Source organism: Arthrobacter ruber, assembly GCF_002954225.1.
In the GTDB taxonomy this organism is placed as follows: Bacteria; Actinomycetota; Actinomycetes; order Actinomycetales; family Micrococcaceae; genus Arthrobacter_D; species Arthrobacter_D ruber.
Genome location: NZ_PPTH01000011.1, coordinates 127,041 through 152,702 on the forward strand (window position 1 = coordinate 127,041; position 25,662 = coordinate 152,702).

16 protein-coding genes and 1 pseudogene are annotated in these 25,662 nt (G+C 70.9%); 10 read left to right on the plus strand and 7 right to left on the minus strand.

Features of this window, described 5'->3' with window-relative positions:
- Window positions 1–197: 197 nt before the first annotated feature.
- The 3 genes and pseudogenes from CI785_RS02510 to CI785_RS02520 all read right to left on the minus strand — a co-directional run.
- A complete protein-coding gene (locus CI785_RS02510; protein ID WP_105030513.1) occupies window positions 198–1,709 on the minus strand; it encodes a DUF4192 family protein in 1,512 nt (503 codons plus the stop codon).
- An 88-nt stretch (window positions 1,710–1,797) separates the two neighbouring features.
- Complete coding sequence (locus tag CI785_RS02515) at window positions 1,798–3,141, minus strand: MFS transporter (RefSeq protein WP_105030514.1); 1,344 nt, start codon at window positions 3,139–3,141, stop codon at window positions 1,798–1,800.
- A 318-nt stretch (window positions 3,142–3,459) separates the two neighbouring features.
- Window positions 3,460–4,410: pseudogene (locus CI785_RS02520) on the minus strand (proteasome assembly chaperone family protein); the annotation flags it as partial.
- Window positions 4,411–4,583: 173 nt separating this feature from the next.
- Here CI785_RS02520 and CI785_RS02525 point away from each other — a divergent pair.
- The 4 genes from CI785_RS02525 to CI785_RS02540 all read left to right on the plus strand — a co-directional run bounded on the left by CI785_RS02525 (window position 4,584) and on the right by CI785_RS02540 (window position 10,346).
- Window positions 4,584–6,131: a leucyl aminopeptidase gene (locus tag CI785_RS02525; protein ID WP_105030516.1), complete on the plus strand. Its 1,548-nt coding sequence runs from the start codon at window positions 4,584–4,586 to the stop codon at window positions 6,129–6,131.
- A 251-nt stretch (window positions 6,132–6,382) separates the two neighbouring features.
- Complete coding sequence (lpdA, locus tag CI785_RS02530; protein ID WP_105030517.1) at window positions 6,383–7,765, plus strand: dihydrolipoyl dehydrogenase; 1,383 nt, start codon at window positions 6,383–6,385, stop codon at window positions 7,763–7,765.
- Between the two features lie 151 nt (window positions 7,766–7,916).
- A complete protein-coding gene (sucB, locus tag CI785_RS02535; protein ID WP_105030518.1) occupies window positions 7,917–9,749 on the plus strand; it encodes a 2-oxoglutarate dehydrogenase, E2 component, dihydrolipoamide succinyltransferase in 1,833 nt (610 codons plus the stop codon).
- A 165-nt stretch (window positions 9,750–9,914) separates the two neighbouring features.
- Window positions 9,915–10,346, plus strand: coding sequence for an OsmC family protein (locus tag CI785_RS02540; RefSeq protein WP_105030519.1), 432 nt, complete (start codon window positions 9,915–9,917; stop codon window positions 10,344–10,346).
- Window positions 10,347–10,500: 154 nt separating this feature from the next.
- Here the strand turns inward: CI785_RS02540 and CI785_RS02545 are convergent, their stop codons facing one another.
- Entirely contained in the window at window positions 10,501–13,947 is a 3,447-nt protein-coding gene (locus CI785_RS02545; RefSeq protein WP_105030520.1) for a S41 family peptidase, read from the minus strand.
- A gap of 137 nt (window positions 13,948–14,084) precedes the next feature.
- On the opposite strand from CI785_RS02545, the gene CI785_RS02550 reads away from it, so the two are divergent.
- Entirely contained in the window at window positions 14,085–14,981 is an 897-nt protein-coding gene (locus tag CI785_RS02550; RefSeq protein WP_105030596.1) for a TIGR01777 family oxidoreductase, read from the plus strand.
- 73 nt (window positions 14,982–15,054) lie between these two features.
- Here the strand turns inward: CI785_RS02550 and CI785_RS02555 are convergent, their stop codons facing one another.
- Entirely contained in the window at window positions 15,055–17,217 is a 2,163-nt protein-coding gene (locus CI785_RS02555) for a protein kinase domain-containing protein (RefSeq protein WP_105030521.1), read from the minus strand.
- A 135-nt stretch (window positions 17,218–17,352) separates the two neighbouring features.
- Here CI785_RS02555 and CI785_RS02560 point away from each other — a divergent pair, with 135 nt between their 5' ends.
- The 4 genes from CI785_RS02560 (at window position 17,353) to CI785_RS02575 (ending at window position 20,332) form a co-directional block, all read left to right on the plus strand.
- Window positions 17,353–17,700, plus strand: coding sequence for a hypothetical protein (locus tag CI785_RS02560; protein ID WP_105030522.1), 348 nt, complete (start codon window positions 17,353–17,355; stop codon window positions 17,698–17,700).
- A gap of 75 nt (window positions 17,701–17,775) precedes the next feature.
- A complete protein-coding gene (lipB, locus tag CI785_RS02565) occupies window positions 17,776–18,516 on the plus strand; it encodes a lipoyl(octanoyl) transferase LipB (protein ID WP_105030523.1) in 741 nt (246 codons plus the stop codon).
- Window positions 18,513–19,514, plus strand: a complete 1,002-nt coding sequence (lipA, locus tag CI785_RS02570) for a lipoyl synthase (RefSeq protein WP_105030524.1) — start codon at window positions 18,513–18,515, stop codon at window positions 19,512–19,514. The genes lipB and lipA overlap by 4 nt, the downstream gene beginning before the upstream one ends.
- 68 nt (window positions 19,515–19,582) lie before the next feature.
- Window positions 19,583–20,332: a DUF4191 domain-containing protein gene (locus CI785_RS02575; RefSeq protein ID WP_105030525.1), complete on the plus strand. Its 750-nt coding sequence runs from the start codon at window positions 19,583–19,585 to the stop codon at window positions 20,330–20,332.
- 93 nt (window positions 20,333–20,425) lie between these two features.
- On the opposite strand, the gene CI785_RS02580 is transcribed toward CI785_RS02575, so the two are convergent.
- Window positions 20,426–20,863: an RDD family protein gene (locus tag CI785_RS02580; RefSeq protein ID WP_105030526.1), complete on the minus strand. Its 438-nt coding sequence runs from the start codon at window positions 20,861–20,863 to the stop codon at window positions 20,426–20,428.
- Window positions 20,864–21,118: 255 nt separating this feature from the next.
- Between CI785_RS02580 and glnA the strand changes: the two genes are divergently transcribed.
- Window positions 21,119–22,543 carry a type I glutamate--ammonia ligase gene (gene glnA, locus CI785_RS02585; protein WP_105030527.1) on the plus strand — a complete coding sequence of 475 codons (1,425 nt, stop codon included), beginning with the start codon at window positions 21,119–21,121 and terminating at the stop codon, window positions 22,541–22,543.
- A gap of 87 nt (window positions 22,544–22,630) precedes the next feature.
- On the opposite strand, the gene CI785_RS02590 is transcribed toward glnA, so the two are convergent.
- Entirely contained in the window at window positions 22,631–25,639 is a 3,009-nt protein-coding gene (locus CI785_RS02590) for a bifunctional [glutamine synthetase] adenylyltransferase/[glutamine synthetase]-adenylyl-L-tyrosine phosphorylase (RefSeq protein ID WP_105030528.1), read from the minus strand.
- Between the last annotated feature and the right edge of the window lie 23 nt (window positions 25,640–25,662).

The window sequence follows — 25,662 nt, forward strand, 5'->3', positions numbered from 1 at the left end:
AAACGGTCCCGCCGCCCTCGCTATTCCCGCGGAATCCGCTCTGGGGCGGGATCCGGAATGGAATGCTCGGTCTGTTCTGATGCACGGACCCAACCGGGTCTCAACTGTCATTGTCTCACGGTTGTCCGCCGGCCCGGAAATCATGTCGGTGCTTTTATGCCTGCTGTCGGCACCGGCGTCGCAGAGGTACGTGATGCTCACGTCGCCCCGCCCGATGACGATGCACCACCCGTGGTCCACGCGGTGGAGCGGCGCCTGGCCCAGGCCGGCAGCCCGCCGCGGCGCAGCAGTTCGGAGAGCAGGCGTGCGAGCCGGTATCCGGGAACGGCCTGCTCGGCCGCCCCGAGGAACACCGCTGCCCGTGAACCTCGACCGCGGGCGTACTCGAACCAGGCGGACATGGTGAGTGCGGCGGCCCTCGACTCCCCGTCCGACACCGCCGCGAGCCGCGCGAGTACCTCGCTCATCGCATCGACCCGCTCCCACGCGATGGGTCCCGGGAAGCGCCCCGCCAGGAGGTCCGCGTAGAGCAGGGCTGCATCGGCGCCGTGGCCCCGGCCACCCGATCGCTCCACGGTTGCGGTCGAAGCAGCCACCGCGGCAGCAGTCGGTTCCGCAGCGGCGGGAGCAGTCGTCGGGGCAGTGGCCGAGGCGGCCGTCGAAGCCGCCGTCGGAGCGGTCGGATCAGCAGCAGCGACAGCGGCGCGCGTCACCTCCAGGGCCTGACGCAGCGCCACGGGCGACACCGCTAGGCCGCGCACCGCCGGCACGGCCCAGGCGGCGGCACCGGGTTCCGGCCGATCGGGAGTCAAGCCGGGGTCGAGCGGGCCCGGCTCGGGGTCGGGCCCGAGGACGTCGCAGTCGAGCAGGCCACACGCCCGCGCGCCGTCGAGCGCCGCGGTCGACCCCAGGCATGCACTGGCGAGCAGGAAGTCGCGGACCGTGCGGCACTCGATGCTCGCCAGCAGGAAGCCCGCGACCTCGGGTTCGGCCTGCACATGGAACGTGCCCGGGTGTAGCAGGACGACGTCCCAGAGGGCGGACGTCGCGGTGAACTGCCCCTGGGAGATCCAGCGGCCGGCGCATCGCGCGGCGAAGTGGGCCTGGGCGTCCTCCACGGCACCGGGGTTCGCCGACCATCCATCGCGCGGGGCCACGGCCGGCGCGGCGCGGAGGACTGCTTCCGGTGCCGACGCGTCGAAGGCACTGCCGCCGAAGATCAGTTCCGCGTTCAGGGCACTGTGCACCACGGCGTCGAGCGGTGTGCCCGGCCAGGGACAGCACCGCTCGTCCCGGCAGAAGTAGTCCCGCCACCCGCTCCCCGACACGAGCCACCCCGCCCGGACGGGAAAGCCCTCGAGCTTCAGGGCCATCTCGAGGTCGTCCAGCAGATCCTCGTGCGGAGGAGGGCGGAGCCGGTGCCACTCCTCGCGCGTGTACACGACGACGAGTGTGCCGTCGGCCTCGGGATCCCCCCGCAGGAAGGACACCACCCCCTCGGCGAACGCCAGCGGATCCGCCCCCTGGGCGGGCAGGTCCACCCGCAGCATCGCCCCCAGCCTCGTGCCCGTGGTGGTCAGGACGACCAGGCTCTCCGCGGGCATGAAGCCGAGGGCGTGGGGTACGTAGGACAGGATGTCCGCAGGCGAGGTGATGGTGAAGGACGGGGACGCCGGACCGCCAGGAGCGGGGCTCGATGGAGATGACATGCAGATACCCTGCTCCTCGCGCGCCAGGCCCGCGTGACGGATACGCCCTATGTGGACAACCGGACCGGCCCGAAGGGAGGGATACCGCCTACCCGCCCTGGTTCCTCCGATCCATCTTCTGCTCCCGTCGACGGCGGTGTTCCCGCGCCAGGGCGTCGCGGAGGGGCGGGACCACCACGCCCTGCTCGGCCATACGACGCCGAACCCTGCGCCGCACGATGACGACGGCGATCGCCCCGGTCGCGAGGACGACGAGCTGGGCGGCCATCGCGAGGCGGAACGAGGGCAGGGCGTACAGCTCGCCCTGCGAGAAGCCGCTGCCGAGGAGGACGTCGAGGACCACCCCGATGATGAACATCGACAGCAGGGAGGCCGTGAACCCCCCGATGTTCACGATGCCGGTCGCCGTCCCGATCCGCGCGGCCGGATTGAAGGTGCGGGCGAAGTCGAAGGCGATCATCGAACCGGGGCCGCCGATCGCCAGGGCGACCACCAGCAGGATCAGCAGCGGCAGGGGCGCGGGCCCGGGGTACAGCAGGACCGCGAGCCAGGCGCCGGTTATCAGTGCGGCGATGGTGAGCACCATGGTGGACCGCCGCAGGGGGTGCAGCCCCACGTAGCGCCCGAGGAACGGCCCGCACGCGATACCCACCGCCACGAACAGGGTCATCAGCGCGGAGGCCGCGCCCTCCCCGACCTTCTCCGCGCGCACGAGGTAGGGGTAGCCCCACATGATCACGAACACCGTGCCCGGGAACTGGATGGTGAAGTGTGACCAGAGGCCCAGGCGCGTGCCCGGCTGCTTCCACGCTTCGGCGAGGGAACGGCCGGTCTGCCGGAGCGTCTGCGGGGTGCGCTCACCACCCGCCAGCGGCGAGTCCCGGATGACGGCCACGGAGAGCACGACGGCGATCGCGGAGAGGGACGCGGCCGAGAGGAAGGCCGGCTGCCACCCGAAGGTCGAGAGCAGCCCCACGAACGGGATGACCGAGACAACCTGCCCGAGCTGACCCACGATGCCGGTCCACTGCGTGAGGATCGGGATGCGTCGCGGCTCGAACCAGGCCGGGAGCAGCCGAAGGACGCTGATGAAGGTCATCGCGTCCCCCGCGCCCACGAGCAGGCGACCGACGATACCCTCCCCGACCGAGTCGGCGAAGGCGAGCTGCGCCTGGCCCAGCGCCATCAGCGCGCCGCCGGTCACGATGAGCGCCCGGGGACCCCAGCGGTCCACGAGCACGCCCACCGGCACCTGCAGGGCCGCATAGACGAGCAACTGCACCACCGTGAAGATCGACAGCTGCGAGGCCGAGGCGTCGAAGCGCTCCGTCGCCTCCAGACCCGCCACCCCGAAGGAGGTGCGCTGCGTCACCGCGACGAGATACGCCACGACACCGGCCGCCCAGACCAGGAGGGCCCTCGAGGAATTCACTCCCCCATTATGGCGTGGCCGGGAGAGCGCACGACGTCGGATGCGCCGGACCGCGCGAACCCGCGACCCGCAGCGTCACGGTCCCGCGCACAGCAGAGCCCGCCGGTGCTCACCGGCGGGCTCCGACGGGACAGCGGTCTATGCCAGGGGGCGGGGGTCGGGACCGGGGGTCTCGTCGTCGCCCTCGGACGTGGCACCCGGGCCCGACTCGGATGCCCGCGCGGACCGGACGCCGTGCTCACCCGCGTAGTCGATGGCGGTCGTGCCGAGGAACTCCGTGTCCCAGAGCAGTGTGGACTCCTCTTCCGCCTGCGGGCTCGCGAGGTACGCCTCGACGGCCGCGCCGAGCTCCTCGGCGCTGGCGAGTTCGCTGTTCTCCTTGACGAGCAGCGACTTACGAGCGACGCCGTCCGCGTACTCGTCGTACCGCTTCTCGAGCGAGGCCACCACGGACTGCACCTCGGCCGAGTTGCCGACCTGGCGTGCGATCTGCCGTTCGACGTCGCGCCCGGTCTCACGCAGACGGTCGGTGGGCAGCACCAGGCGGGCGGTGGCGCCCAGGTACTCGAGCCCGGCGACGGCGGCCGGCGGGTACTCGGCCTCGGCGAGGTAGTGCGGCACGTGGATGACGTGGCCGACGACGTCGTGCCCCGCCTCGATGAGCCGCAGTTCCAGGAGATGACCGATCGACGCCTGCAGCTCGGCGGTGGGACGCCAGGCGTTCATGCCGTCGATGATGTCCGTGCGGTTCCCGTGCAGCGTGACACCGATGGGACGCGTGTGCGGCACCGGCATGGGGATCGCGTGGATCCACGAGATGAGCGGGACGTCGAGGTCCTGCACGAGTCCGACGACGGCGCTCGCGAACCGCTCCCACTGCAGGTCGGGCTCCACGCCGGTGAGGAACAGGAAGGGCTCACCCAGCCCGTCGTACAGCCGGTGCAGTTCCAGGCGGTGCGGCTGGTAGTCCCTCAGGTGGTCCTCGGCGAACGTGACCTTCGGGCGCCGCCCGCGGTAGTCCATGAGCTGGTCGGCGTCGAACTCCACCACGGTGTCGTGGTCGAGGATCTCGAGCAGCTCCTCGCTGATCTGCGAGACCACATGTCCGGCGTCCATGAAGCCGGTGAGGCTCACGAGCAGCGGCAGGCCCCGGTTCGCGGGGTCGCCGAAGACCTCGGCGTCGGTGTTGTACAGGGTTCGTGGGTCCAGCATGGCTCTCTCCTGACGGTGGGCTCCTGCCGGTATCAACACCGTCGGCGCCACCTTCATTCCGGGACCGGCAGCCCGCGCCGCGCGGTCCGCAGCCGGCCCCGCCACGCCGTCCACCGGGTCGGCCACGGCGCAGAGACTAGGATCGTCAGGACGGTTCCCGGCCCACCAGATACCGGACCGCAAGTGAGCAGCATCTGGACAACCCATCCGGACACGAGGAGAGCGATTCCGTGATCAAGACGACCGAACTACACCTGACAGCATCCGCGAAGGACCTCAGGAAGATCCCGAGCGACGCACTCGTGATCGGGGTCGCCAAGGGGGCCGACGGGCCGGTGCTGCTCGGGAGCCCGCTGCCGGCGAAGGCCGCTCGCGCCCTCGGGGACAGCCTCCAGGTCCTCGGGATCACCGGCGCCGCCGACGAGGTCCGCCGCCTGCCCGGACTGCCCGAGACCGGCGCCGACTCGCTCGTGCTCACCGGCGTGGGACCGGTCGCCGCCGAGGAGGTGCTGGGGCACGAGACGCTGCGCCGTGCCGCCGGTGCCGCCGTCCGTCAGCTGACCGGCCTCGAGACCGTGGTCCTCGCCCTGCCCGCGGACACGGTGGACGCCGCGACCGCCGTCGCCGAAGGTGCGGCCTTCGGCGCGTACAGCTACGAGGGCCACAAGTCGGGCATCAAGCCGGACGGCACCGTGGCGCCCGCGAAGGACACGGCGGCGGTCCGCGACGTCGTCGTCCACACGGCCGTCGCCGAGGACGCCGACCTCGCACCGGCCCTCAGGCGCGCCGTCGTCCTCGGCAAGAACGTCAACGCCACGCGCTCGCTCGTGAACCAGCCGCCGAGCCACCTGTACCCGGAGACCTTCGCCCAGGCCGCGAAGGACCTCTCCCGCGGGCTCCCCGTGAAGATCACCGTGATGGACGAGAAGCGCCTCGAGCGTGACGGCTACGGGGGCATCCTCGGCGTCGGCAAGGGATCCACGCGCCCGCCGCGCATGGTCAAGGTCGAGTACTCCCCCGCGAAGTCCGCCGTGCACCTGGCCCTCGTCGGCAAGGGCATCACGTTCGACTCCGGCGGACTCTCGCTGAAGCCCGCCGCCGGCATGCAGACCATGAAGCTGGACATGGCCGGCGCCGCCGTCGTCCTCACCACCCTCCTCGCGGTCGCCGAACTGGGCCTGCCCGCGAAGGTCACGGCGTGGCTCTGCCTCGCCGAGAACATGCCCTCGGGGTCCGCCCAGCGCCCCGAGGACGTCCTGTCGATCTACGGCGGACGGACCGTGGAGGTCCTCAACACCGACGCCGAGGGCCGCCTCGTCATGGCCGACGGCCTCGCCGCCGCGAGCGAGGAGTCGCCCGACGCCATCATCGACATCGCGACCCTCACCGGCGCCCAGATGATCGCGCTCGGCACCCGCGTCTCCGGCGTCATGGGCGACGACGGTGTGCGTGACGCCGTCAAGGCCGCGGCCGACCGCGCCGGGGAGCAGTTCTGGCCCATGCCCCTGCCCGAGGAGCTGCGCCCGAGCCTCGAGTCCCAGGTCGCGGACATCGCCAACATCGGCGAGCGGAACGGCGGCATGATGACCGCCGCGGTGTTCCTGCGCGAATTCGTCGGGCAGGTCGACGGCGAGAAGATCCCGTGGGCGCACCTCGACATCGCCGGACCCGCGTTCAACGAGGGCGCACCCTACGGCTACACGCCGAAGGCCGGGACCGGCGTCGGCGTCCGCACGCTGCTCGCCTACGTCGAGGACGTCCTGGCCCGCGCCCTGTAGCGCCCGAAGCGGGTGCCGCCCGATCGGTGGCACCCGCCCGTCCCTGGAGCCATGGTGCCCGCGCGTGACACTGCGCACATGCGGGCACTATGGCGCACACGACATGCACTTCGGGTGGATGCCGGGTCCCGGTGGGGATAGGGTGAAAAACGAGCACAAAGCACCTGCGACCGCACCTGCGACCGCAACAGCCATCGACTTACCAATCGACGCGCCCTGCGCGTCGACAGACCACGCGAGGGAGCGTTCAAGTGGCCGGATCGGCAACTGCGCAAGAATTCGACATCCTGGTACTCGGCGGAGGCAGCGCCGGCTACGCCGCGGCACTCCGCGCGGTGCAGCTGGGCTTCACCGTGGGTCTCATCGAGAAGGCCAAGCTGGGCGGCACCTGCCTCCACAACGGCTGCATCCCCACCAAGGCACTCCTGCATTCCGCGGAGATCGCCGACGGCGCCCGCGACGCGGAGAAGTACGGCGTGAAGGCCAGCTTCGAGTCGATCGACATGACCGCCGTCAACGCGTACAAGGACGGCATCATCGCCGGCAAGTACCGCGGGCTGCAGGGATTGATCAAGTCCAAGGGCATCACGGTCATCGAGGGCTCGGGCAAGCTGGCGTCGCAGAACACCATCGACGTCGACGGCACCGTGTACACCGGCAAGCACGTCATCCTCGCCACCGGTTCCTTCTCCCGCAGCCTCCCCGGCCTGGAGATCGGCGGGAAGGTCATCACCTCGGACCAGGCCCTCACCATGGACTTCGTGCCCAAGAGCGTCGTGATCCTCGGCGGCGGCGTCATCGGGTGCGAGTTCGCCTCCGTCTGGAAGTCGTTCGGCGTCGACGTCACGATCGTCGAGGCCCTGCCCTCCCTCGTACCCAACGAGGACGCGACGATCGTCAAGAACTTCGAGCGGGCGTTCAAGAAGCGCGGCATCAAGTTCAACACCGGCACCCGGTTCCAGGCCGTGCAGCAGAACGACGACGGCGTCGTCGTCACCCTCGAGGACGGCAAGACCTTCGAGGCGGACCTCATGCTCGTCGCCGTGGGGCGCGGACCGGTCACGAAGGACCTCGGCTACGAGGACGCCGGTCTGACCATGGACCGCGGCTTCGTCATCGTCAACGAGCGCCTGCACACCGGCGTCGGCAATGTCTACGCGATCGGTGACATCGTCCCCGGCCTGCAGCTCGCCCACCGCGGCTTCCAGCAGGGCATCTTCGTCGCCGAGGAGATCGCCGGCCTGAAGCCTGTCGTCGTCGCCGACCTCAACATCCCCAAGGTCACCTACAGCGACCCCGAGATCGCGTCCGTCGGCTACACCGAGAAGGCGGCGCGCGAGAAGTTCGGTGACGACCGCGTCGAGACGCACGAGTACAACCTGGCCGGCAACGGCAAGAGCTCGATCATCGGCACCGGCGGCATCGTCAAGCTCGTCCGCGAGAAGGACGGCCCGATCGTGGGCGTCCACATGCTCGGCAGCCGCATGGGCGAGCAGATCGGCGAGGCGCAGCTGATCGTGAACTGGGAGGCCTACCCCGAGGACGTCGCCCCGCTCATCCACGCACACCCCACGCAGAACGAAGCGCTCGGAGAGGCCCACCTCGCCCTCGCCGGCAAGCCGCTGCACGGATGAGGCAAGGGACCGGGCCCTCTCCGGGCCCGGTCCACGCTCCGGGGGCTTGGACTAAGCTCGGGAGCAGGAAATCAACGCACGTCCAGCTGAGCGGGCCCCGCTCGTCGACCAGCTGCCAAGGAACGATCTACGAAGGAGAAACGGGCGCATTATGTCTGAATCCGTGAACTTGCCCGCTCTCGGTGAAAGCGTCACCGAAGGCACCGTCACCCGCTGGCTCAAGCAGGTCGGGGACCGTGTCGAGGTCGACGAGCCCCTCCTCGAGGTCTCCACCGACAAGGTCGACACCGAGATCCCCTCGCCCATCGCGGGCGTGATCGAGGAGATCCTCGTCGCCGAGGACGAGACCGCCGAGGTCGGCGCGCCCCTCGTACGGATCGGCGACGGTTCGGGCGGCGGGTCCGGCGACAGCGGCTCCGACAGCGCAGCCGCAGCCCCTGCCGAGACCCCGGCCGAGCCGGAGCAGCCCGCGGCCCAGGAGGCGCCGCAGCCCGACGCCGCGCCCGCCGGCAGTGATTCCGACGCCTCCGGTGGTTCCGGCGAGGGCACCGAGGTCACGCTGCCCGCCCTGGGCGAGAGCGTCACCGAAGGCACCGTCACCCGCTGGCTGAAGGAGGTCGGCGACGACGTCGAGGTCGACGAGCCCCTCCTCGAGGTCTCCACCGACAAGGTGGACACCGAGATCCCGTCCCCCGTCGCGGGCAAGCTGCAGGAGATCCGGGTCAACGAGGACGAGACCGCCGAGGTCGGCGCCGTCCTCGCCGTGATCGGTTCCGGTGCAAACGCCCCGAAGAAGGTGGAGGCCGCCTCGGGTGAGCCGCTCGTCGCAGCTCCCGCCGAGGAACGCGCCGACTCCCCCACCGAGAAGCCCGGCGCCGACAAGGAAGCCGGGCGCGCCTCGAAGACCTCCGAGACCGACGACGACGCGAGCGGCGCGCCCGCACCGCAGCCTGCCGCCGAGGAGAAGCCCGCGGCGCAGGAGAAGCCTGCCGTGCAGGAGTCCGCGCCGTCGGACTCCGCAGGGTCGGACGCCTCCTACGTCACGCCTCTCGTCCGCCGCCTGGCGAACCAGAACGACGTCGACCTCTCGACGGTCAAGGGCACCGGCGTCGGCGGCCGTATCCGGAAGCAGGACGTCCTGGAGGCCGCCGAGGCCCGCAAGGCCGAGCAGGCGGCACCCGTAGCCGCCCCGCAGGGTGCACCGTCCGCCGCGCCTGTCGCGCCGTCGAAGCCCACGGCTCCCGCCGTCGAGCCCTCCAAGCTCCGCGGGACCGTCGAGAAGGCCCCGCGCATCCGGCAGACCATCGCCAAGCGCATGCGCGAGTCACTGGAGGTCTCAGCGCAGCTCACGCAGGTCATCGAGGTCGACATGACCCGCATCGCCAAGCTGCGGACGGCGTCCAAGGACACCTTCCAGGCGCAGAACGGCGCCAAGCTCACCTTCCTCCCCTTCATCTCGAAGGCCGTCACCGAGGCGCTCAAGCAGCACCCGAAGCTGAACGCGTCCTTCGACGAGGAGAAGAAGGAGGTCACGTACCACGACGCCGAGCACCTCGCGATCGCGGTCGACACCGAGAAGGGGCTCCTGGTCCCCGTCATCAAGGACGCCGGCAACCTCAACCTCGGCGGCCTGGCGAAGAAGATCGCCGACGTGGGTGCACGCACCCGCAACGGCCAGATCGGCCCCGACGAGCTCTCGGGCGGCACCTTCACGATCACGAACATCGGCTCGGCCGGTGCCCTGTTCGACACGCCGATCATCAACCAGCCGCAGGTCGGCATCCTCGGGACCGGCATCATCGTCAAGCGCCCCGTAGTCATCACGGGCGTGGACGGCGACGACACCATCGCGATCCGCTCGATGATGTACCTCAGCCTCACGTACGACCACCGCCTGGTGGACGGCGCCGATGCGGGACGATTCCTGCAGACGCTCAAGGCACGCCTCGAGGGTGGCGCCTTCGAGTCCGACCTCGGACTGTAGGACCCGCCCGGCCGATTCAAGGAGCCGCCTCCCGCCCGGGAGGCGGCTCCTGTGCGTCCGGGGCAGGAGTTCCAGACCTGTCGTGGAAGTCCGTCGCGGCGCTCCCTAGGATGGGGGTGAAGTACCGGATGCGATCTCCGCGTCCGCCCGACAGCAAGGAGAACCATGGCTACCGTTCGTACAGCCCACACCGTCTGGAGTGGGGACCTCCCCACCGGCTCAGGCCAGGTCACGCTCGACTCGTCCGGCCTCGGCACCTACGACGTCACCTGGAAGGCACGCGCCGAGCAGTCGGGCGGCAAGACGAGCCCCGAGGAGCTCATCGCGGCGGCGCACTCAGCGTGCTTCTCGATGGCCTTCAGCCACGCCCTCGGCGAGGAAGGCAAGACTCCGGAGCGCGTGGAGACGAAGGCCGAGGTGGATTTCCAGCCGGGCACCGGCATCACGGCGATCCGCCTCACGCTCGACGCGACGGTGCCGGGCCTGTCCGAGGAGGACTTCCAGCGCGTGGCGCAGGCCGCCAAGGAGGGCTGCCCCGTGTCGCAGGCCCTCGCTGCCGTGAAGGACATCTCGCTCACGGCGACGCTGCAGGGCTGACCGGACTCGCCACAGGAACCAGGGAAGGCCCCGGACGGTGTCCGGGGCCTTCCCTCTGCCCGGCTGCTGCTCCGTCCTGACCGCGGTTCCGCCCGGGGTCTTCCGTCCGGGGTCTTCCGTCCGGGGTCTTCCGTCCTGGGTCAGCCGTCCGGGGTCAGCCGCGGGACTCCTGCGGGCGAGGCGGCAGCGGTCCCGGTCGGCGGGAGGGGTAGCCCTCCTTCGCGGGGGGCACATCCGTGGGGACCTCGGCGAGCATCTCACGGAGGACCGCCAGCCCGTGGTCGAGCTGCGGGTCCTCGCCCGCGGCGTACGCCTGCGGAGGGAACGGCACCTCGATGTCCGGGTCCACGCCGTGGTTCTCGATCCCCCAGCCCACGCCACCCGTCACATGGAAGCCGTACCGCGGCTGGTTGACACCCGTCCCGTCCGCCAGCGTGAACCGACCGTCGATGCCGATCACCCCGCCCCAGGTCCTGGTGCCGATCACCGGCCCGATCCCCCGCAGCTTCGCCACCTGCGTGATGATGTCGCCGTCGGACCCGGCGAACTCGTCCGTCAGGACGACGACCGGCCCGCGCGGCGCGTGCGCCGGGTAGGTGCCGGGCACCTCGCCGCGGGGCATCGACCACGCCGTGACGCGCCTGCCGATCAGCTCGGCGACGAGCTGGGAGGTGTGGCCTCCCCGGTTGCGCCGTACGTCGATCACCAGGGCGTCGCGGGCTGTCTCGCGGTCGAGGTCGCGGTGCAGCTGGCCCCATCCGTGGGCCACCATGTCGGGGATGTGCAGGTAGCCGAAGCGCCCGTCGGACGCCCGCTGGACGGCGGCCCGATTGGCCGCGACCCAGTTCTGGTACCGCAGGCGCTCCTCGCTGCGCAGGGGCACGACCGCGACGCGGCGGCGCGGACCCGGAGTCCCACCGGACCGGACCGTGAGCTCGACGGCGATGCCGGCCGCACCGGTCAGGAGGACGGACGGACCGAAGACCTCCGGCACGGGCACGCCGTCGACGGCCTCGATCACGTCGCCGGCCACCACGGCGACCCCGGGTGCGCTCAACGGCGAGACCGCCTGGGGGTCGGAGGACTCGGCGTCGAAGACCCGGGTCACGGCCCACCCGCCGTCCGCGGGCACGAGGTCCGCGCCGAGGAAGCCCTGGTGTCCCCCGGGCTCCGTCACGAGCTTCGGGGCCACGTAGGCGTGGGAGGTGCCGAGTTCACCGTGCAGCTCCCACAGCAGGTCCGCGAGGTCGTCGTGCGACCCGAGGCGGTCGACGAGAGGCAGGTACCGCTCCCGGACGCCGTCCCAGTCGACCCCCGCCATGTCCTCGGTCCAGTAGAAGTCACGCTGCAGGCGCCAGGCCTCGTCGAACGCCTGTTGCCACACGCTCACCGGATCGAGGGTCACCCGGATGCGTTTGAGGGCCACATCGACACGCTTCGGCGAGTCCGCGTCGGTCCTGCCGTCGGTGGGGATCGCGGTGACCTTCCCGTCCGCGGTGAATACCGCCGTCGCGCCGTCCCCGCTGACCTCGACGGCGTCGATCTCCGTCGCGAGGACCTCGACGGTCCTGCGGCTCATGTCGAAACGCTCGAGGCGCCGCGGCGGCTCCTCGGTCGAGGAGGATGCGCGCCCGTCGCCCGTGACTCCCCCGATGTCACCGGCCGTCCAGAGCAGGGCGCCGTCCACTGCCCGGAGGTCGTCGTAGGTGCCCTGAGCGACGGGGAGCGCGAGGGTGCGCGCCATCAGGAGGGCGGGGTCGACGACGACGGTGTTCTCCCCCTCGGCGACGCCGTCCGCTGCGGGAGCCTCACCGGCGGCGTCCCCGGTGCCCTCGGGCGCCGCGCTCGGCCCGAACGGCGACGGCGTCCCTGCGGCGAGGGCCACGAGGTAGGGCTTGGTCGAGGCGGGGAAGCTCAGGTCGAAGCGGTGGGTGTCGTACACGGGGTCGAAACTGCGGTCCGAGAGGAAGGCGAGGTACTTGCCGTCGCGCGTGAACACGGGAGACCAGTCACGGAAACGCCCGTCGGTCACGTCGATGATCCCGGCGGATCCGTGGACCGCGGCGTTCCCGGTGGTCCCTGTCCCCTCGGCCGGCGTCGACACCGCAGCCAGCCGGATGCGGCTCCGTGTACCCTCCTGCGCCATGGGTTCGGCCCAGGTGAGCCACGCCGAATCGTGGGAGAAGGCGAGCGACTCGATCACCCCGTGCCCGGTCGTGGCGATGCGCCGGTGCTCACCGGTCGTGAGCGTCACCATCTCGAGAACTCCCGTCTCGGAGGCGACGGCGATGCGGGAGCCGTCCGCGCTCACGGCGAGCGCGGACGCGCGGAAGCGTCCTTCGAACCCGAAGCGCTGCACACCGTCGAGGGCTCCCGCCGCCTGCGCCTCGAGCACCGCGGCGTCGCCGTCCGAGGGGTCACCGTCCGAGGGGGCGCCGGCTCCCTGCTGCGGCGTCGCTGAGGGAGGTCGGACGGCGTCCTCCCGTCCGGCCGGCTCCGGTCCCCCGTTGCGGGCGCCTGCGAACACGTCCCGGATGTAGAGCGCCTCCTCGCCGTCGGCGTCCGCGATGTAGGAGACACGGGAACCGTCCACCGGCCGGCCGAGGCGTGCGCGCACTCCGGGAGCAGCCTCGACGACGCGTGACGGACCGTCCCGGTGGGTGAGCCAGTGGAGCGTACCGTGCGCCTCGACGACCGACGCGGAGCCGTCCGTCGTCGGCACGGCCGCGGCAAGGTGCCGTTCCACCACGAGGGGCTGGGGCCGGCGGGCCGTGGATGCCGAGCCGAGCGTGATGGCCAGGGGCACGGCCTCCTGGTCGAGGGTCGGGAGGTGCCAGAGGCGGCCCGCCGACTCGTAGACGATCCCGGCGCCGTCGGTGCTCGCGTGGCGGACGTAGAACCGGTCGTGGTCCGTGTGCCTGCGCAGGTCCAGGCCCCGGCGGTCCACGGAGTACAGGTTGCCGTGACCCTCGTGGTCGGACAGGAAGGCCAGACGGTCAGAGACCCACATCGGGTCGCTGAGATTGCCGTCGAGCTCGCGCAGGAACCGCTCGAAGTGCCCGCTGCCGTCCGCGTCCATCCAGAACTTGCCGGCGGTGCCGCCCCGGTAGCGCTTCCACCACGCCGGTTCCCGGGTCAGGACGCTGCCGATGACCGTCGGCGTCCCGCCCGCGAGCGCGGGACCCTCCACGATCGTGTCCACGGGGCCGAACGGGAGGACGGACTGGGACGACCCGTCGAGCGGGACACGGTAGGCCCAGCCGAGGCGGGAGTCCTCGTGCCGGAAGGCGCTGGTCGCCAGGACCTCGCCCTCAGCGGTGAAGCCCTTGACGCGGGTGCTCTGGTGACCCCAGTAGGTGAGCCGGCGGAAGCTCCCGCCCTCGACGTCGGCCGCGACGACCTCCGGCGCCCCGCCCTGCACGACGGTCCACGCGATCGTCGTTCCGTCCGGCGAGAAGCGTGGCGTTCTGGCCGCGAGCTGCAGCGCGGAGATGCGCCAGGCGCGGCCCCCGGCCAGCGGAGCCACCCAGACATCGTTCTCTGCGACGAAGGTGACCCGGTTGCCGTGGAGGTGCGGGTAGCGGAGGTAGTCGGAGCCCATTGGTCGATCTTAGCCACGGCGGTGTGCCTCCTCGCAGGCCCGACGCGCCCGTACCCGCAGCACTCCGGGGCGGGACGGCAGGACCGCCGATGCCGCCGCCGGTACCCTTCGGGCGGCACAGATGGTTCGATGGTGCCATGCGCATCCTCCTCGCCGGCGCGTCCGGGACCATCGGCACAGCCCTCATCCGTCACCTCGAGACGAACCACGAGATCAGGCGTCTGGTGCGCAGGGCGGCCCGCGGCCCGCAGGAGGTCCGCTGGAATCCGTCCGCGGGCGAGCTCGACGCAGAGGCGGTCGAATGGGCCGACGCCGTCATCAACCTCTCCGGTGCGGGCATCGCCGGCGGGCTCTGGACGAGGAGTTACAAGGAGACGCTCTACGCGTCACGGATCACCGCGACCAGGACACTGGTGGAGGCCATACGGAGGGCCGCGAACCCGCCGGCGGTGTTCATCAGCCAGTCGGCGTCGGGCTACTACGGGGACCGCGGCGACGAGATCCTCACCGAGCACTCCTCCTCGGGCGGGACCCTCATGGCGGACATCTGCCGCCGCTGGGAAGCCGAAGCACTCCGGGCTCCCGACACTGTCCGGGTCGTGCTGGCCCGGACGGGCATCGTGATGGCGCACGAGGGCGGCGCCCTGCCCAATCTGCTCATCCCCATCCGCCTCTTCGCCGGCACGTCCATCGGCTCCGGCCGACAGTGGTGGCCCTGGATCAGCATCAACGACGAGGTGCGCGCCCTCGAGTTCCTCCTGACGGCGCCCGTCTCGGGTCCCGTCAACCTGAGCGCGCCGGCGCCGGCGACCATGGACGCGATCACGATCGGCCTGGGCAGGGCGTTCCACCGACCGGTCTGGTTCCGCGTGCCCGGTGCCATCCTGACCTTCGTGATCGGCCAGCTGGGCCAGGAGCTCCTGCTCACGAGCGCGCGGATGGAACCCCGAGCCCTGGTGGGCGCAGGATTCTCCTTCGACGAGCCCACGCCGGAGGCGCTCGCGGCATGGGTGCGCCGCACCGCCAAGCGCTAGGCTCCCACCCGGGCTCGGCGCCCGGTGGAGCGCCCGGATCCGGCACCCGTTCGGACAGGCGGCACCGAGTCCCTCACTCCGGCGCCGTCACCACGGTGTGGATCCGCCAGCCGGGCCCGGACTCCCAGAGGATGAAGATCAGCTCCTGCCGGCCCGCGGCCATGAGGGGGCCAGGGTGCTCATCGGGCGACGCCGTATCCGCGGTGACCATCGGTCCCGCCCCGCGATCCGCTTCCGCGTCGGTCTCGGTGTAGGAGGAGAGAGCAGCCGTCGCCCGGAGGACCGCGACGTCGGTGGCCGGAGGCGGCGAGGCGACCGCGGGGAGTGCTCGGACCGCCGGAAGGGCCTCGAGATCCGCCCCGGCGATCACCGCGGGATCCCGGATGGTGATCGAGAGGTCGCTGAGTCTCCTGCCCGTCCCGGCGAGCGCAGTGACGGCTTCCCTGTCGGCGGCCATCGCCGGTGACCCCTCCACATCGATATCGGCGAGGACGGCGGGATCCGCGGTGGTGAACGCCGTCGCGCGGAGGGCCGCGAGTCGCATCAGCGCCGCGGTCGGGTCGGGCGGACGCTGACCATCGTCAGGAGCCGACGTCCCGACGGGTCCCATGTCGGCGGGCGTCACCCGCACGCTTCCCTCACCGGTCCCGTCCCTGGGCGTCCCACCCGCCTCGGACGAGGACGGCGAGCTGTCGGGCGCACCTGCTCCGGCGCGCCCGGTCCCGACCGACACCGTGCCCGGTGCAGCGAAGCCACCCGAGGTCAGCGCGACGCCCGCGACCAGGAGCACGAGGGCGGCCAGGCCCGCCACGACACCGACGACGCGTATCCACCGTCCTGAGGATCCGTGTGGACCGTGCCCCGTCGCTCCGTGGCGCGTTGGTCGCCTCGACGGTCCGGCCGACCCGCGCCCCCACGCCTCACGAGGCTCCCGTGACGAGGGTCGGCCGGCATACGCGCGGCGACCGGCCGCGGACGGATCGGTGGGGAGCTGTGCAGCCGCCGGGCTGCGGAACCCGGTTCTCCCGGTGCCGCGACGGGCGAGGATCCGCCGCACCCCCGACCGAGGAGCGGCCGGAGTGGTATCGGTGCGGCGCGTCAGCAGTTCGGGCAGGACGCTGGCGTGCACCGCTCCCGCCAGGTCCACGGGCTCCGGACGGGCGCTCACCAGCAGGGTCCTCGCGAACCGGTCCGGTGTGGGTCGGCGCTCGCTGTCGGCATCGAGACCGTCCTCGATGAGCTGCATGAGCTGCGGTGGGACCTCCGGCACGATCAGGGCGAGCGGGGGTCGCTGCTCGGTGGGACCGGGGACGCGTCCCGTCAGCGCGAACCAGGCGACGGCGGCCAGCGCGAACACGTCCGCTCCTGCATCGAAGGACCCTCCCCGGGCCGGGTCGATGAAGCCCGCCGTGCCCATGACCGCGCCGTCGGCGGATCCGAGGAGCCGCGCGGTCCCGAAGTCCCCGAGCAGGGGTTTGCCCTCGTGCGTGAAGAGGATGTTGGCAGGCGTGACGTCGCCATGGAGGGCGCCGGCGCCGTGCAGATGATCGAGTACCTGCGCGACGGGCACGAGCGCCGTGACCACCTCCGAGACGGGAAGCGGCCCCCTGCTGGTCACCAGGCCCAGCAGTGATCCTCCCAGGGCCAGGTCCATGAGCAGACCCGGGCCGCGGTCCGTGTCGATCAGCCGGTGCACACCGACGAGGTGCTGGTGGGCGAACCGCTGCAGGAGGCAGAGTTCCTGCTCCAGGTCTCCCCGGTCCTCCACGCCGTCGGGGCCTTCGGAGAGCTCGGACGCGGCTCGACGGCCTGCGGTCCCGCTCGGATCGGTCTCCGGAGGGCGAGGACGGCCGACGGAGGACCAGGACGGCGGTGCAGGGACCGGATCGCGCGGCGCGGCTGCCCGCCGCCCATGCGACGCCGGCCCGGGCGACGCCGTGGGGCGACGGGCTGCAGCAGGCTCTGCGTGTCGCGTCAGGCGCACCTTGAGCGCGAACCGTCGTCCGCCGTCGTCCGTCACGAGCCAGACGGAGGACGTCCCCCCGCGTCCCAGCAGACGCCCGACGCGTAGCCCCTCTGCGCGGGGCCGCTCGGCATCCTCGTCGGGGTCCAGCGGCAGCAGCTCGTCCTCCGGCGCGTCCGACAGCGCGTCCGGTAGCGCATCCGGCCCGTTGTCCGAGCAACGCTCCAACCCGGCGTGCCGGTGTGCCTCGAACCGTCCCCTGGTGTCGCTCATGCATCAGTTGTAGGCGACCGGAGGATCCTCCGCGCCGTTGTCCACAGGCTGAGGACCATCGGGAGACGAACCGCTTGTCTCGATAGAACATATGTTCTATTTTTAATCTCCAGACTTCCGCGGAACAGGTGTGCCATGAATTCCAGTTCTCCCGATCCCGCCGGCGCGTGGCGGCCCTTCGACGAGGCCGTCGTCGTCACCTTCGACGACAGCAGGGGCATACGGCGGCCCCTCGCCCTGCGCTGGCGCGGATCGCTGTGGCGCGTCATCGGCGACAGCCGGCACTGGTCCATCTGGCGTGCCCTGCCCGTGGCCCCGAGGTTCCCCGACGACGAACCGGTGACGCGCGGGTACCGGGCGGACTTCTGGAGGCTCCAGGCGCAGTGCAACCCGGTGTCGCCGGTCCTCCACTTCGAGGTGCGGAGGGCAGGCAACGAGTGGCGCCTGGTGAGACTCGGCGCGACGTTCGAGCTGCCGGGCTGAGCGGCACGGAGGGCCCGGTTCGGCGAGCGGAGGATGTCTGCGGGAGGTGTCGGTGGACGGGACTAGGCTTGTCCCATGACTCTTGCACTGTCGCGCGTCGGCCTCGCCCCGGACTACGTCGAGTACACGCAGGGCTGGGACATGCAGAAGGCGCTGCACGAGCAGGTGGTCGCCGGTTCGGCGCCCAGCACGGTGCTCCTCCTCGAGCACACCGCCGTCTACACCGCCGGCAGACGAACCGAGGACCACGAGCGACCCTTCGACGGGACGCCGGTGGTGCCGGTCGATCGCGGCGGGAAGCTCACCTGGCACGGTCCCGGGCAACTGGTCGGGTACCCCGTTCTCGCGCTGCGCGATCCCGCCCGGGTCGCCGAGTACGTCTCCACCCTCGAGGAGGTCATCATCGCCTCCCTCGGGACGTTTGGCATCGACGGCATCAGGATCGACGGCCGGTCCGGCGTATGGCTGGCCGCGGCGGACGGGCGGCCGGCGCGCAAGATCGCGGCGATCGGCATCAGGGTCAAGGACCGCGTCACGATGCACGGCTTCGCCGTCAACTGCAGCAACGACCTCGCCCCCTTCCAGCAGATCGTCCCCTGCGGGATCAGCGACGCAGGCGTCACCTCCATCTCCGCCGAGTTGGGACGGACGGTCACCCCGGCGGAGGTCGTGTCGCTCATCGAAGCCGAACTGCGCAAGAATGAGGCGGTGCTGGTGGGCGAGGACGGCCCCGACACACCCCGAACGGACACCGCCGACACCGCCCCCGCGGACGGCACCGCCCGAGACACCCATCCAGAAGGAGCTTTCCTGTGAGTCTTGCCCCCGAGGGTCGCCGCCTGCTGCGCATCGAGGCGCGCAATGCCGAGACACCCGTCGAACGCAAGCCCGACTGGATCAAAGCGAAGGTCAACATCGGGCCGGAGTTCGTGTCGATGAAGAACCTCGTGAAGAAGGAGGGGCTGCACACCGTCTGCGAGGAGGCGGGGTGCCCGAACATCTTCGAGTGCTGGGAGGACCGCGAGGCCACCTTCCTGATCGGCGGTTCGGAGTGCACGAGGCGGTGCGACTTCTGCCAGATCGACACCGGCAAGCCGCAGCCGCTCGACCGCAGCGAGCCCTTCAAGGTGGCGCAGTCCGTCCGGTCCATGAACCTGCGCTACGCCACCGTGACGGGCGTGGCCCGCGACGACCTGCCCGACGAAGGCGTCTGGCTGTATGCCGAGACCATCCGGCAGATCCACAGCATGAACCCCGGCACGGGCGTGGAGATCCTCATCCCCGACTTCTCCGGCCGCCCCGAGCACATCGCGGCCATCTGCGACGCGGCACCGGAGGTCTTCGCGCACAACGTCGAGACGGTCCCCCGTATCTTCAAGCGCATCCGCCCGGCCTTCCGGTACGAGCGCTCACTCGACGTGATCACGCAGGGGCGCGACCGAGGCATGGTCACGAAGTCCAACCTGATCCTCGGGATGGGGGAGACGCGCGAGGAGATCTCCGCTGCGCTCCGGGATCTTCACGATGCGGGATGCGACCTCATCACGATCACGCAGTACCTGCGGCCGAGCGAGCGTCACCTTCCCGTGGACCGGTGGGTCAAGCCCGCCGAGTTCGTGGAGCTCAGCGAGGAGGCGGAGCAGATCGGCTTCCTCGGTGTCATGAGCGGGCCGCTCGTGCGCTCCTCGTACCGCGCCGGCCGCCTCTGGGCCCGCGCCATGAGGAAGAAGGGACTCGAACTTCCCCCGGAACTCGCCCACCTGGACGACTCCGGATCGGCCTCGCAGGAGGCGTCCTCGCTCCTGGCCGGCTAGTCACACGCAGGACGGCGGCCGCCCGCCGCCGCCGTCGTCGTCCCGGCATCCCGTAGAATCGAAGCACTATGTCACACGCGATCGATCCTTCAGGCCCCCCGCCCAGACGACGGCTGTTCTCCCGTAAGCCGAAAGCCGAGAAGGGGCCCAAGAAGACCGGGCGCATGAAGCAGGTGGCCGAGGTCTTCAAGATGACGCGGCGCAATGATCCCAGTGTGGTCTGGTTCATGCTGCTGGCCTTCGTCGGTATCATCGCCGTGGGGCTGCTCATCGGCCTCCTGATCAACAACGTCATCACCCTGATGATCATCGCGATCCCGCTGGCGTTCCTCGCGGCGATCTTCATCCTGTCGCGCAGGGCCGAGCGGGCGGCGTTCTCCCAGATCGAGGGGAGGCCCGGTGCCGCCGGTGCGGCCCTCAGCGTCCTGCGCCGCGGATGGATCCTGCAGGAGCAGCCGGTCGCCGTGAACCCGCGGACGCAGGACGCCGTGTTCCGCGTCATCGGACGACCCGGCGTCATCCTCGTCTCCGAGGGTCCGTCCACGCGGGTGAAGCAGCTGATCGACGGCGAGAAGCGCAAGATGGCGCGCATCATCCCCAACGTACCCGTGCACGTGATCGAGACGGGCCGCGACGAACGCCAGGTCCCGCTGGCGAAGGTCCCGAAGGCGGTGCAGAAACTGAAGAAGACCCTCACCAAGCAGGAGGTGCACGCGGTCGACAAGCGGCTGACGGCCCTCGGCACGAAGCTGCCGATCCCCAAGGGCGTGGACCCCATGCGCGCCCGCCCGGACCGCAAGGCCATGCGCGGTCGCTGACGAGCCGAACGAAGGGCCCCTCCCCACCGGGGAGGGGCCCTTCGTGTATCCGGAGGCGTACCGGGAGAGGCGCCGGAGACGCCGGGAGGCGTGTCAGATGCGGAACAGTCCGGTGTTCCGGACGCGGTCGTGGAGTCCCCGCTGGTCGGGATCGATGACGAGCGGCGGGATCACGAGGCACAGCAGCACGCTGCGGATGAGCGCCGTCAGGAAGCCGGCGGGCCTGCCGTCGAGTGTCTGCACCTGCATCCGCAGGATGCGGTGACCGATGCTGTAGCCGAAGAAGCCGACGAACAGGACCTGCTCCACGAGGAAGATGGCCAGCGTCGCGACGCCGTCGTAGCCGAAGAAGGCCGCCGAGAGCAGCGAGCAGATCAGCCAGTCGATCAGGAGTGCCGCCGCCCTGGGGCCGAAGCGGGCTATCGACCCGGGCCCCGATTCGGGACGCCCCAGCCTCTGCCCGGGCCACTGCTGATCGCCCGACGGCGGCGGGCCCTCCATCCACGAGCCCAGGTCCTGTCTGTTCACCACGCCCTCCAGCCTACCGGCAGCCGCCCGGCGCATTATGCCTCCGCCCATCCGAAGGCGCTAGGGTGGAGAGCGCAGTTCACGTCAAGTAACGTCCCGGAAACAACAACGACACCGGCGGGAAACTGCCCGCTCCTACAGTTGGGACGAGTCGGCGGCAGCGTTTTCCTCCTGCCAGAGCTCGTGACCACTGAGCGGAGCAGGGACACGCGCTGGCGCCGGGTCGTTCCCCCAGCCATGCGTTAGGAGCATGAATCGATGTTTAAAAATGCGGACGAGGTCCTCACATTCATCGCCGACGAGGACATCAGGTTCGTCGATGTCCGCTTCACCGATCTCCCGGGAGTGCAGCAGCACTTCAATGTCCCCGCGAAGTCGGTCGATGCGGACTTCTTCATCCACGGCCAGCTCTTCGACGGGTCCTCGATCCGCGGTTTCCAGGGCATCGCAGAGTCGGACATGCAGCTCATCCCGGACGTGACCACCGCGTTCATCGACCCCTTCCGCACCGAGAAGACCCTCGCGCTCAACTTCTCCATCGTGAACCCGCGGACCGGTGACCCCTACCACCGCGATCCGCGCAGCGTCGCCGAGCGGGCCGAGGCCTACCTGTCCTCGACCGGCATCGCGGACACCGCGTTCTTCGCTCCCGAAGCCGAGTTCTTCATCTTCGACAACGTGCAGTACGAGTCCTCCCCGCAGGGCAGCTTCTACAAGGTCGACTCCATCGAGGCACCCTGGAACAGCGGCCGCGAGGAGGCCGGCGGCAACCTCGGCAACAAGACGCCCTTCAAGGGCGGGTACTTCCCCGTGTCCCCCGTCGACAAGCAGGCCGACCTCCGCGACGCGATCTGCGTCGAACTGGACAAGGCCGGCCTCGAGGTCGAGCGTTCGCACCACGAGGTGGGCGGTGCAGGCCAGGCCGAGATCAACTACAAGTTCACCACCATGACGCACGCTGCGGACGACCTGCAGAAGTTCAAGTACATCGTGAAGAACGTCTCCGACGCGTGGGGCAAGACGGCCACGTTCATGCCGAAGCCCGTCTTCGGGGACAACGGCTCGGGCATGCACTGCCACCAGTCGCTGTGGAGCGGCGGCCAGCCGCTGTTCTACGACGAGCGCGGCTACGCCGGCCTGTCCGACATGGCCCGCTGGTACATCGGCGGACTGCTCAAGCACGCCTCGGCCGTCCTCGCCTTCACCAACCCGACGGTGAACTCCTACCGCCGCCTGGTGAAGGGCTTCGAGGCCCCGGTCAACATGGTCTACTCGCAGGGCAACCGCTCCGCCGGTATCCGTATCCCGATCACCGGCTCGAACCCGAAGGCCAAGCGCATCGAGTTCCGCGCGCCGGACCCCTCGTCGAACCCGTACCTGGCGTTCGCCGCGCAGCTCATGGCAGGCCTGGACGGCATCAAGAACCGCATCGAGCCCGCCGAGCCGATCGACAAGGACCTCTACGAGCTCCCCGCCGAGGAGGCCAAGGACATCCAGAAGGCGCCCGGCTCCCTGGAGGAGGCCCTGCTGGCCCTCGAGGCGGACAACGAGTTCCTGCAGGCCGGCGACGTGTTCACCCAGGACCTGATCGACACGTGGATCGACTACAAGCGTGAGATGGAGATCAAGCCGCTCTCGCTGCGCCCGAACCCCTACGAGTTCGAGCTCTACTACGGCGTCTAGCAGCACCTGGCACCACCAGCACGGAACGACGACGGCGGCCCTCCCTCCACGGGACGGCCGCCGTCGTCGTTCCCTCGACGGGAACGACTAGTACCCGTAGAAGTGCCGCTCGAAGACGGCCCTACTGCGCCGCGTCACGCGCAGGTAGTCCTCCTCGAGGTCCGCGCCGCTGCCGGGCCCGTATCCGCACCACCGCGCCACCGCCTCGAGGTCGCGGCGGGGGGACGGCAGCAGGTCGGAGCCGCGCCCCGTCCAGATGACGTTCGCGGCACGGATGCGCGTGGCCAGGCTCCAGGCGTCCCGGAGCGTGGCGACGTCCTCGGCGGGGAGCAGTCCCTCCGCCTCGATCACCTCGAGTGCGGCCAGCGTGGACTGCACGCGCAGCGCGGGGACCGCCCGGGCGTGCTGGAGCTGCAGCAGCTGCACGAGCCACTCCACGTCGCTCAGCGCGCCGCGCCCGAGCTTCAGGTGCCGCGACGGGTCGGCGCCGCGCGGGAGCCGCTCCGACTCCACCCTGGCCTTGATGCGACGGATCTCCCGCACGTCCGTCTCGCCGAGCTCCTTCGGGTACCGCACGGGGTCGATGACCTCGAGGAACTCGGCGGCCAGCCCGTCGTCGCCCGCGAGGGGCCGTGCCCGCAGCAGCGCCTGCGCCTCCCAGACGAGCGACCAGCGCCGGTAGTACTCGCGGTAGGACTCCAGGGACCGCACCATCGCACCCTGCTTGCCCTCCGGGCGGAGGGCGGCGTCGATCTCGAGGACGCGCTCGGCGAGCACCGGCGGCTTGCACGGCTGGGTGAGGAGGGCGGCGAGCCGGGACACGATCGCCTCCGCCTGCTTCTGCGCCGCCGCCTCGTCGGCGCCCGGGAACGGACGGTGGACGTAGATGACGTCGGCGTCCGAGCCGTAGGTGATCTCCCGGCCGCCCTGGCGTCCCATCGCCATGACGACGACGTCGGTGAGCTGCTCCTCGGTGGCGAACACCGCGGTCTCGGCCACGTGCAGGGCGCCGAGGATCGCGGCGCGGTCGGCGTCGGCAAGCGCCTCCCCCACCTGCATCTGCGACAGCAGGTTCGAGCTGTCGGCGACCGCGATGCGCAGCAGCTCCCGACGGCGGATCAACCGGATCAGCCGGATGGCCTCCCCCTGCTCCGGATGCCGCGACATCTTCGACCGGATCTCCTGCCACTGCGCGTCGAAGGTGTCCGGGACCAGTGCGGCGTCGGAGCCGAGCCACTGCGTCGACTCGGGTGAGACCTCCAGCAGGTCGGTGATGAAGCGGCTGCTGGAGAGGACGGCGCAGAGCCGCTCGGCGGCGGCGTTGGAGTCGCGCAGCATCCCGAGGTACCAGTGGCTCTCCCCCAGCGACTCGCTGAGGCGGCGGAACCCGAGCAGGCCGGCGTCGGGGTCCACGCCGTCGGCGAACCACCCCAGCAGGATGGGCAGCAGCTGCCGCTGCAGCATCGCGCGCCGCCGGAGACCGCCGGTGAGGGCCTCGATATGGCGCATGGCCCCCCTCGGGTCCAGGTAGCCCAGTGCGGCGAGGCGGGCCTGCGCTGCCTCGGCCGTCAGCTGGACGTCCTCCGGCCGCAGTGTCGCCGCATTGTTGAGCAGGGGCCGGTAGAAGATCGACTCGTGGAGCCGCCGGACGAGCTTCCGGGTCCGCTGCCACGTGTCGTGAAGGGTCTGGGGGCTCGGGCGCACGGTGACCAGGCAGCCCTGCGAGGACCGGGCGAGGGCCCGCAGCGCGGACTCGTCCTCGGGCATCAGGTGCGTGCGGCGCATCTGCATGAGCTGGATGCGGTGCTCGAGTACCCGCAGGTAGCGGTAGGCGTCGTCGAGGTCGAGGGCATCGGAGCGTCCGATGTACCCGGCGGAGCTGAGCGCGCCGATCGCGGTGACGGTGTCCCGGACGCGCAGCGACTCGTCCAGCCGCCCGTGCACGAGCTGCAGCAGCTGGACCGTGAACTCGACGTCGCGCAGGCCGCCCGGGCCGAGCTTGAGCTGGCGTCCCTCCTCCTCGCGCGGGATGTTGTCGGTGACCCGGCGTCGCATGGCCCGGACGGCCTCCACGAACCCCTCGCGCTGCGAGGACGCCCACACGAACGGGGCGATGGCCTCCTCGTAGCGGCGGCCCAGCTCCGGATCGCCGGCCGCGGCCCGGGCCTTCAGGAGCGCCTGGAACTCCCAGGTCTTCGCCCAGCGCTCGTAGTAGGAGATGTGGGACTGCAGCGTCCGGACCAGTTGCCCGTCCTTGCCTTCGGGGCGGAGGTTGGCGTCGACCTCCCAGAGCGCCGGCTCCGGCCCGGCCGAGTAGACGCCGCGGGACATGCCGGAGGCGAGTGCCGTGCCGATCCGGGTGACCGTGGTGTCGTCGACGTCGTCACCCTCCACCACGTACACGACGTCGACGTCGGAGATGTAGTTCAGCTCGCGCGCGCCGGTCTTGCCCATGGCGATCACCGCGAGGCGGACGCGCGCGACGACGTCGGCCCCGTACACCTCGCCGAGCTCCGCGCGGGCGACGGCCAGCGACGCCTCGAGCGCCGCGGTGGCGAGATCGGCGAGTTCGCGGCCGACGACGGGCAGGTAGTCGACCGGCACGCAATGACCGAGGTCCCGCACGGCGAGGTCCGTCAGGTGGCGCCGGTACGTCACCCGCAGCCGGCGATAGGCGTCAGGGCCGGTGATGCCCGCCACGGGGTTGTCCTGCGACGGGTCGGCGTCGACGGACAGCAGCAGCTCGGACCGCAGGCTCTCGGGCCCGACGACGGCCGGCGTCATCGGGCCCGGCTTCACCACGTCGAGGTGCTCGGGGCGGCGCATGAGGAACTCGCCGAGGGCCTCGGAGGCGCCCAGGAGCCGGAACAGCGGGCCGCGCCGCCCTTCCTCGGAGAACGCGGCCAGGGTGGCCTTCCGGCTACCCGCCAGCAGGCGGACGAAGGACTGCAGGGCGAGATCGGGGTCGGCGGCCGCGGCGAGACCGGCGAAGAGGTCGTCGTCGTTCAGGCCCTGCAGCTCGGGAGCGTCCAGGAACCGCCGGCTCTTGTCGAGGTCCGTGAAGCCGTAGCTGATCAGCTTGCGGTTGAGGCTCATCCCCCAACCCTAGCCATGTCTCC

What these genes read in the sequence shown, in the direction of transcription:
- CI785_RS02550 (WP_105030596.1), top strand. Translation starts at nt 14,085, where the DNA reads ATGCGCATCCTCCTCGCCGGCGCGTCCGGGACCATCGGCACAGCCCTC.
- CI785_RS02545 (WP_105030520.1), bottom strand. Translation starts at nt 13,947, where the DNA reads ATGGGCTCCGACTACCTCCGCTACCCGCACCTCCACGGCAACCGGGTC.
- CI785_RS02540 (WP_105030519.1), top strand. Translation starts at nt 9,915, where the DNA reads ATGGCTACCGTTCGTACAGCCCACACCGTCTGGAGTGGGGACCTCCCC.
- CI785_RS02575 (WP_105030525.1), top strand. Translation starts at nt 19,583, where the DNA reads ATGTCACACGCGATCGATCCTTCAGGCCCCCCGCCCAGACGACGGCTG.
- lipB (WP_105030523.1), top strand. Translation starts at nt 17,776, where the DNA reads ATGACTCTTGCACTGTCGCGCGTCGGCCTCGCCCCGGACTACGTCGAG.
- sucB (WP_105030518.1), top strand. Translation starts at nt 7,917, where the DNA reads ATGTCTGAATCCGTGAACTTGCCCGCTCTCGGTGAAAGCGTCACCGAA.
- CI785_RS02510 (WP_105030513.1), bottom strand. Translation starts at nt 1,709, where the DNA reads ATGTCATCTCCATCGAGCCCCGCTCCTGGCGGTCCGGCGTCCCCGTCC.
- CI785_RS02590 (WP_105030528.1), bottom strand. Translation starts at nt 25,639, where the DNA reads ATGAGCCTCAACCGCAAGCTGATCAGCTACGGCTTCACGGACCTCGAC.
- CI785_RS02560 (WP_105030522.1), top strand. Translation starts at nt 17,353, where the DNA reads ATGAATTCCAGTTCTCCCGATCCCGCCGGCGCGTGGCGGCCCTTCGAC.
- glnA (WP_105030527.1), top strand. Translation starts at nt 21,119, where the DNA reads ATGTTTAAAAATGCGGACGAGGTCCTCACATTCATCGCCGACGAGGAC.
- CI785_RS02555 (WP_105030521.1), bottom strand. Translation starts at nt 17,217, where the DNA reads ATGAGCGACACCAGGGGACGGTTCGAGGCACACCGGCACGCCGGGTTG.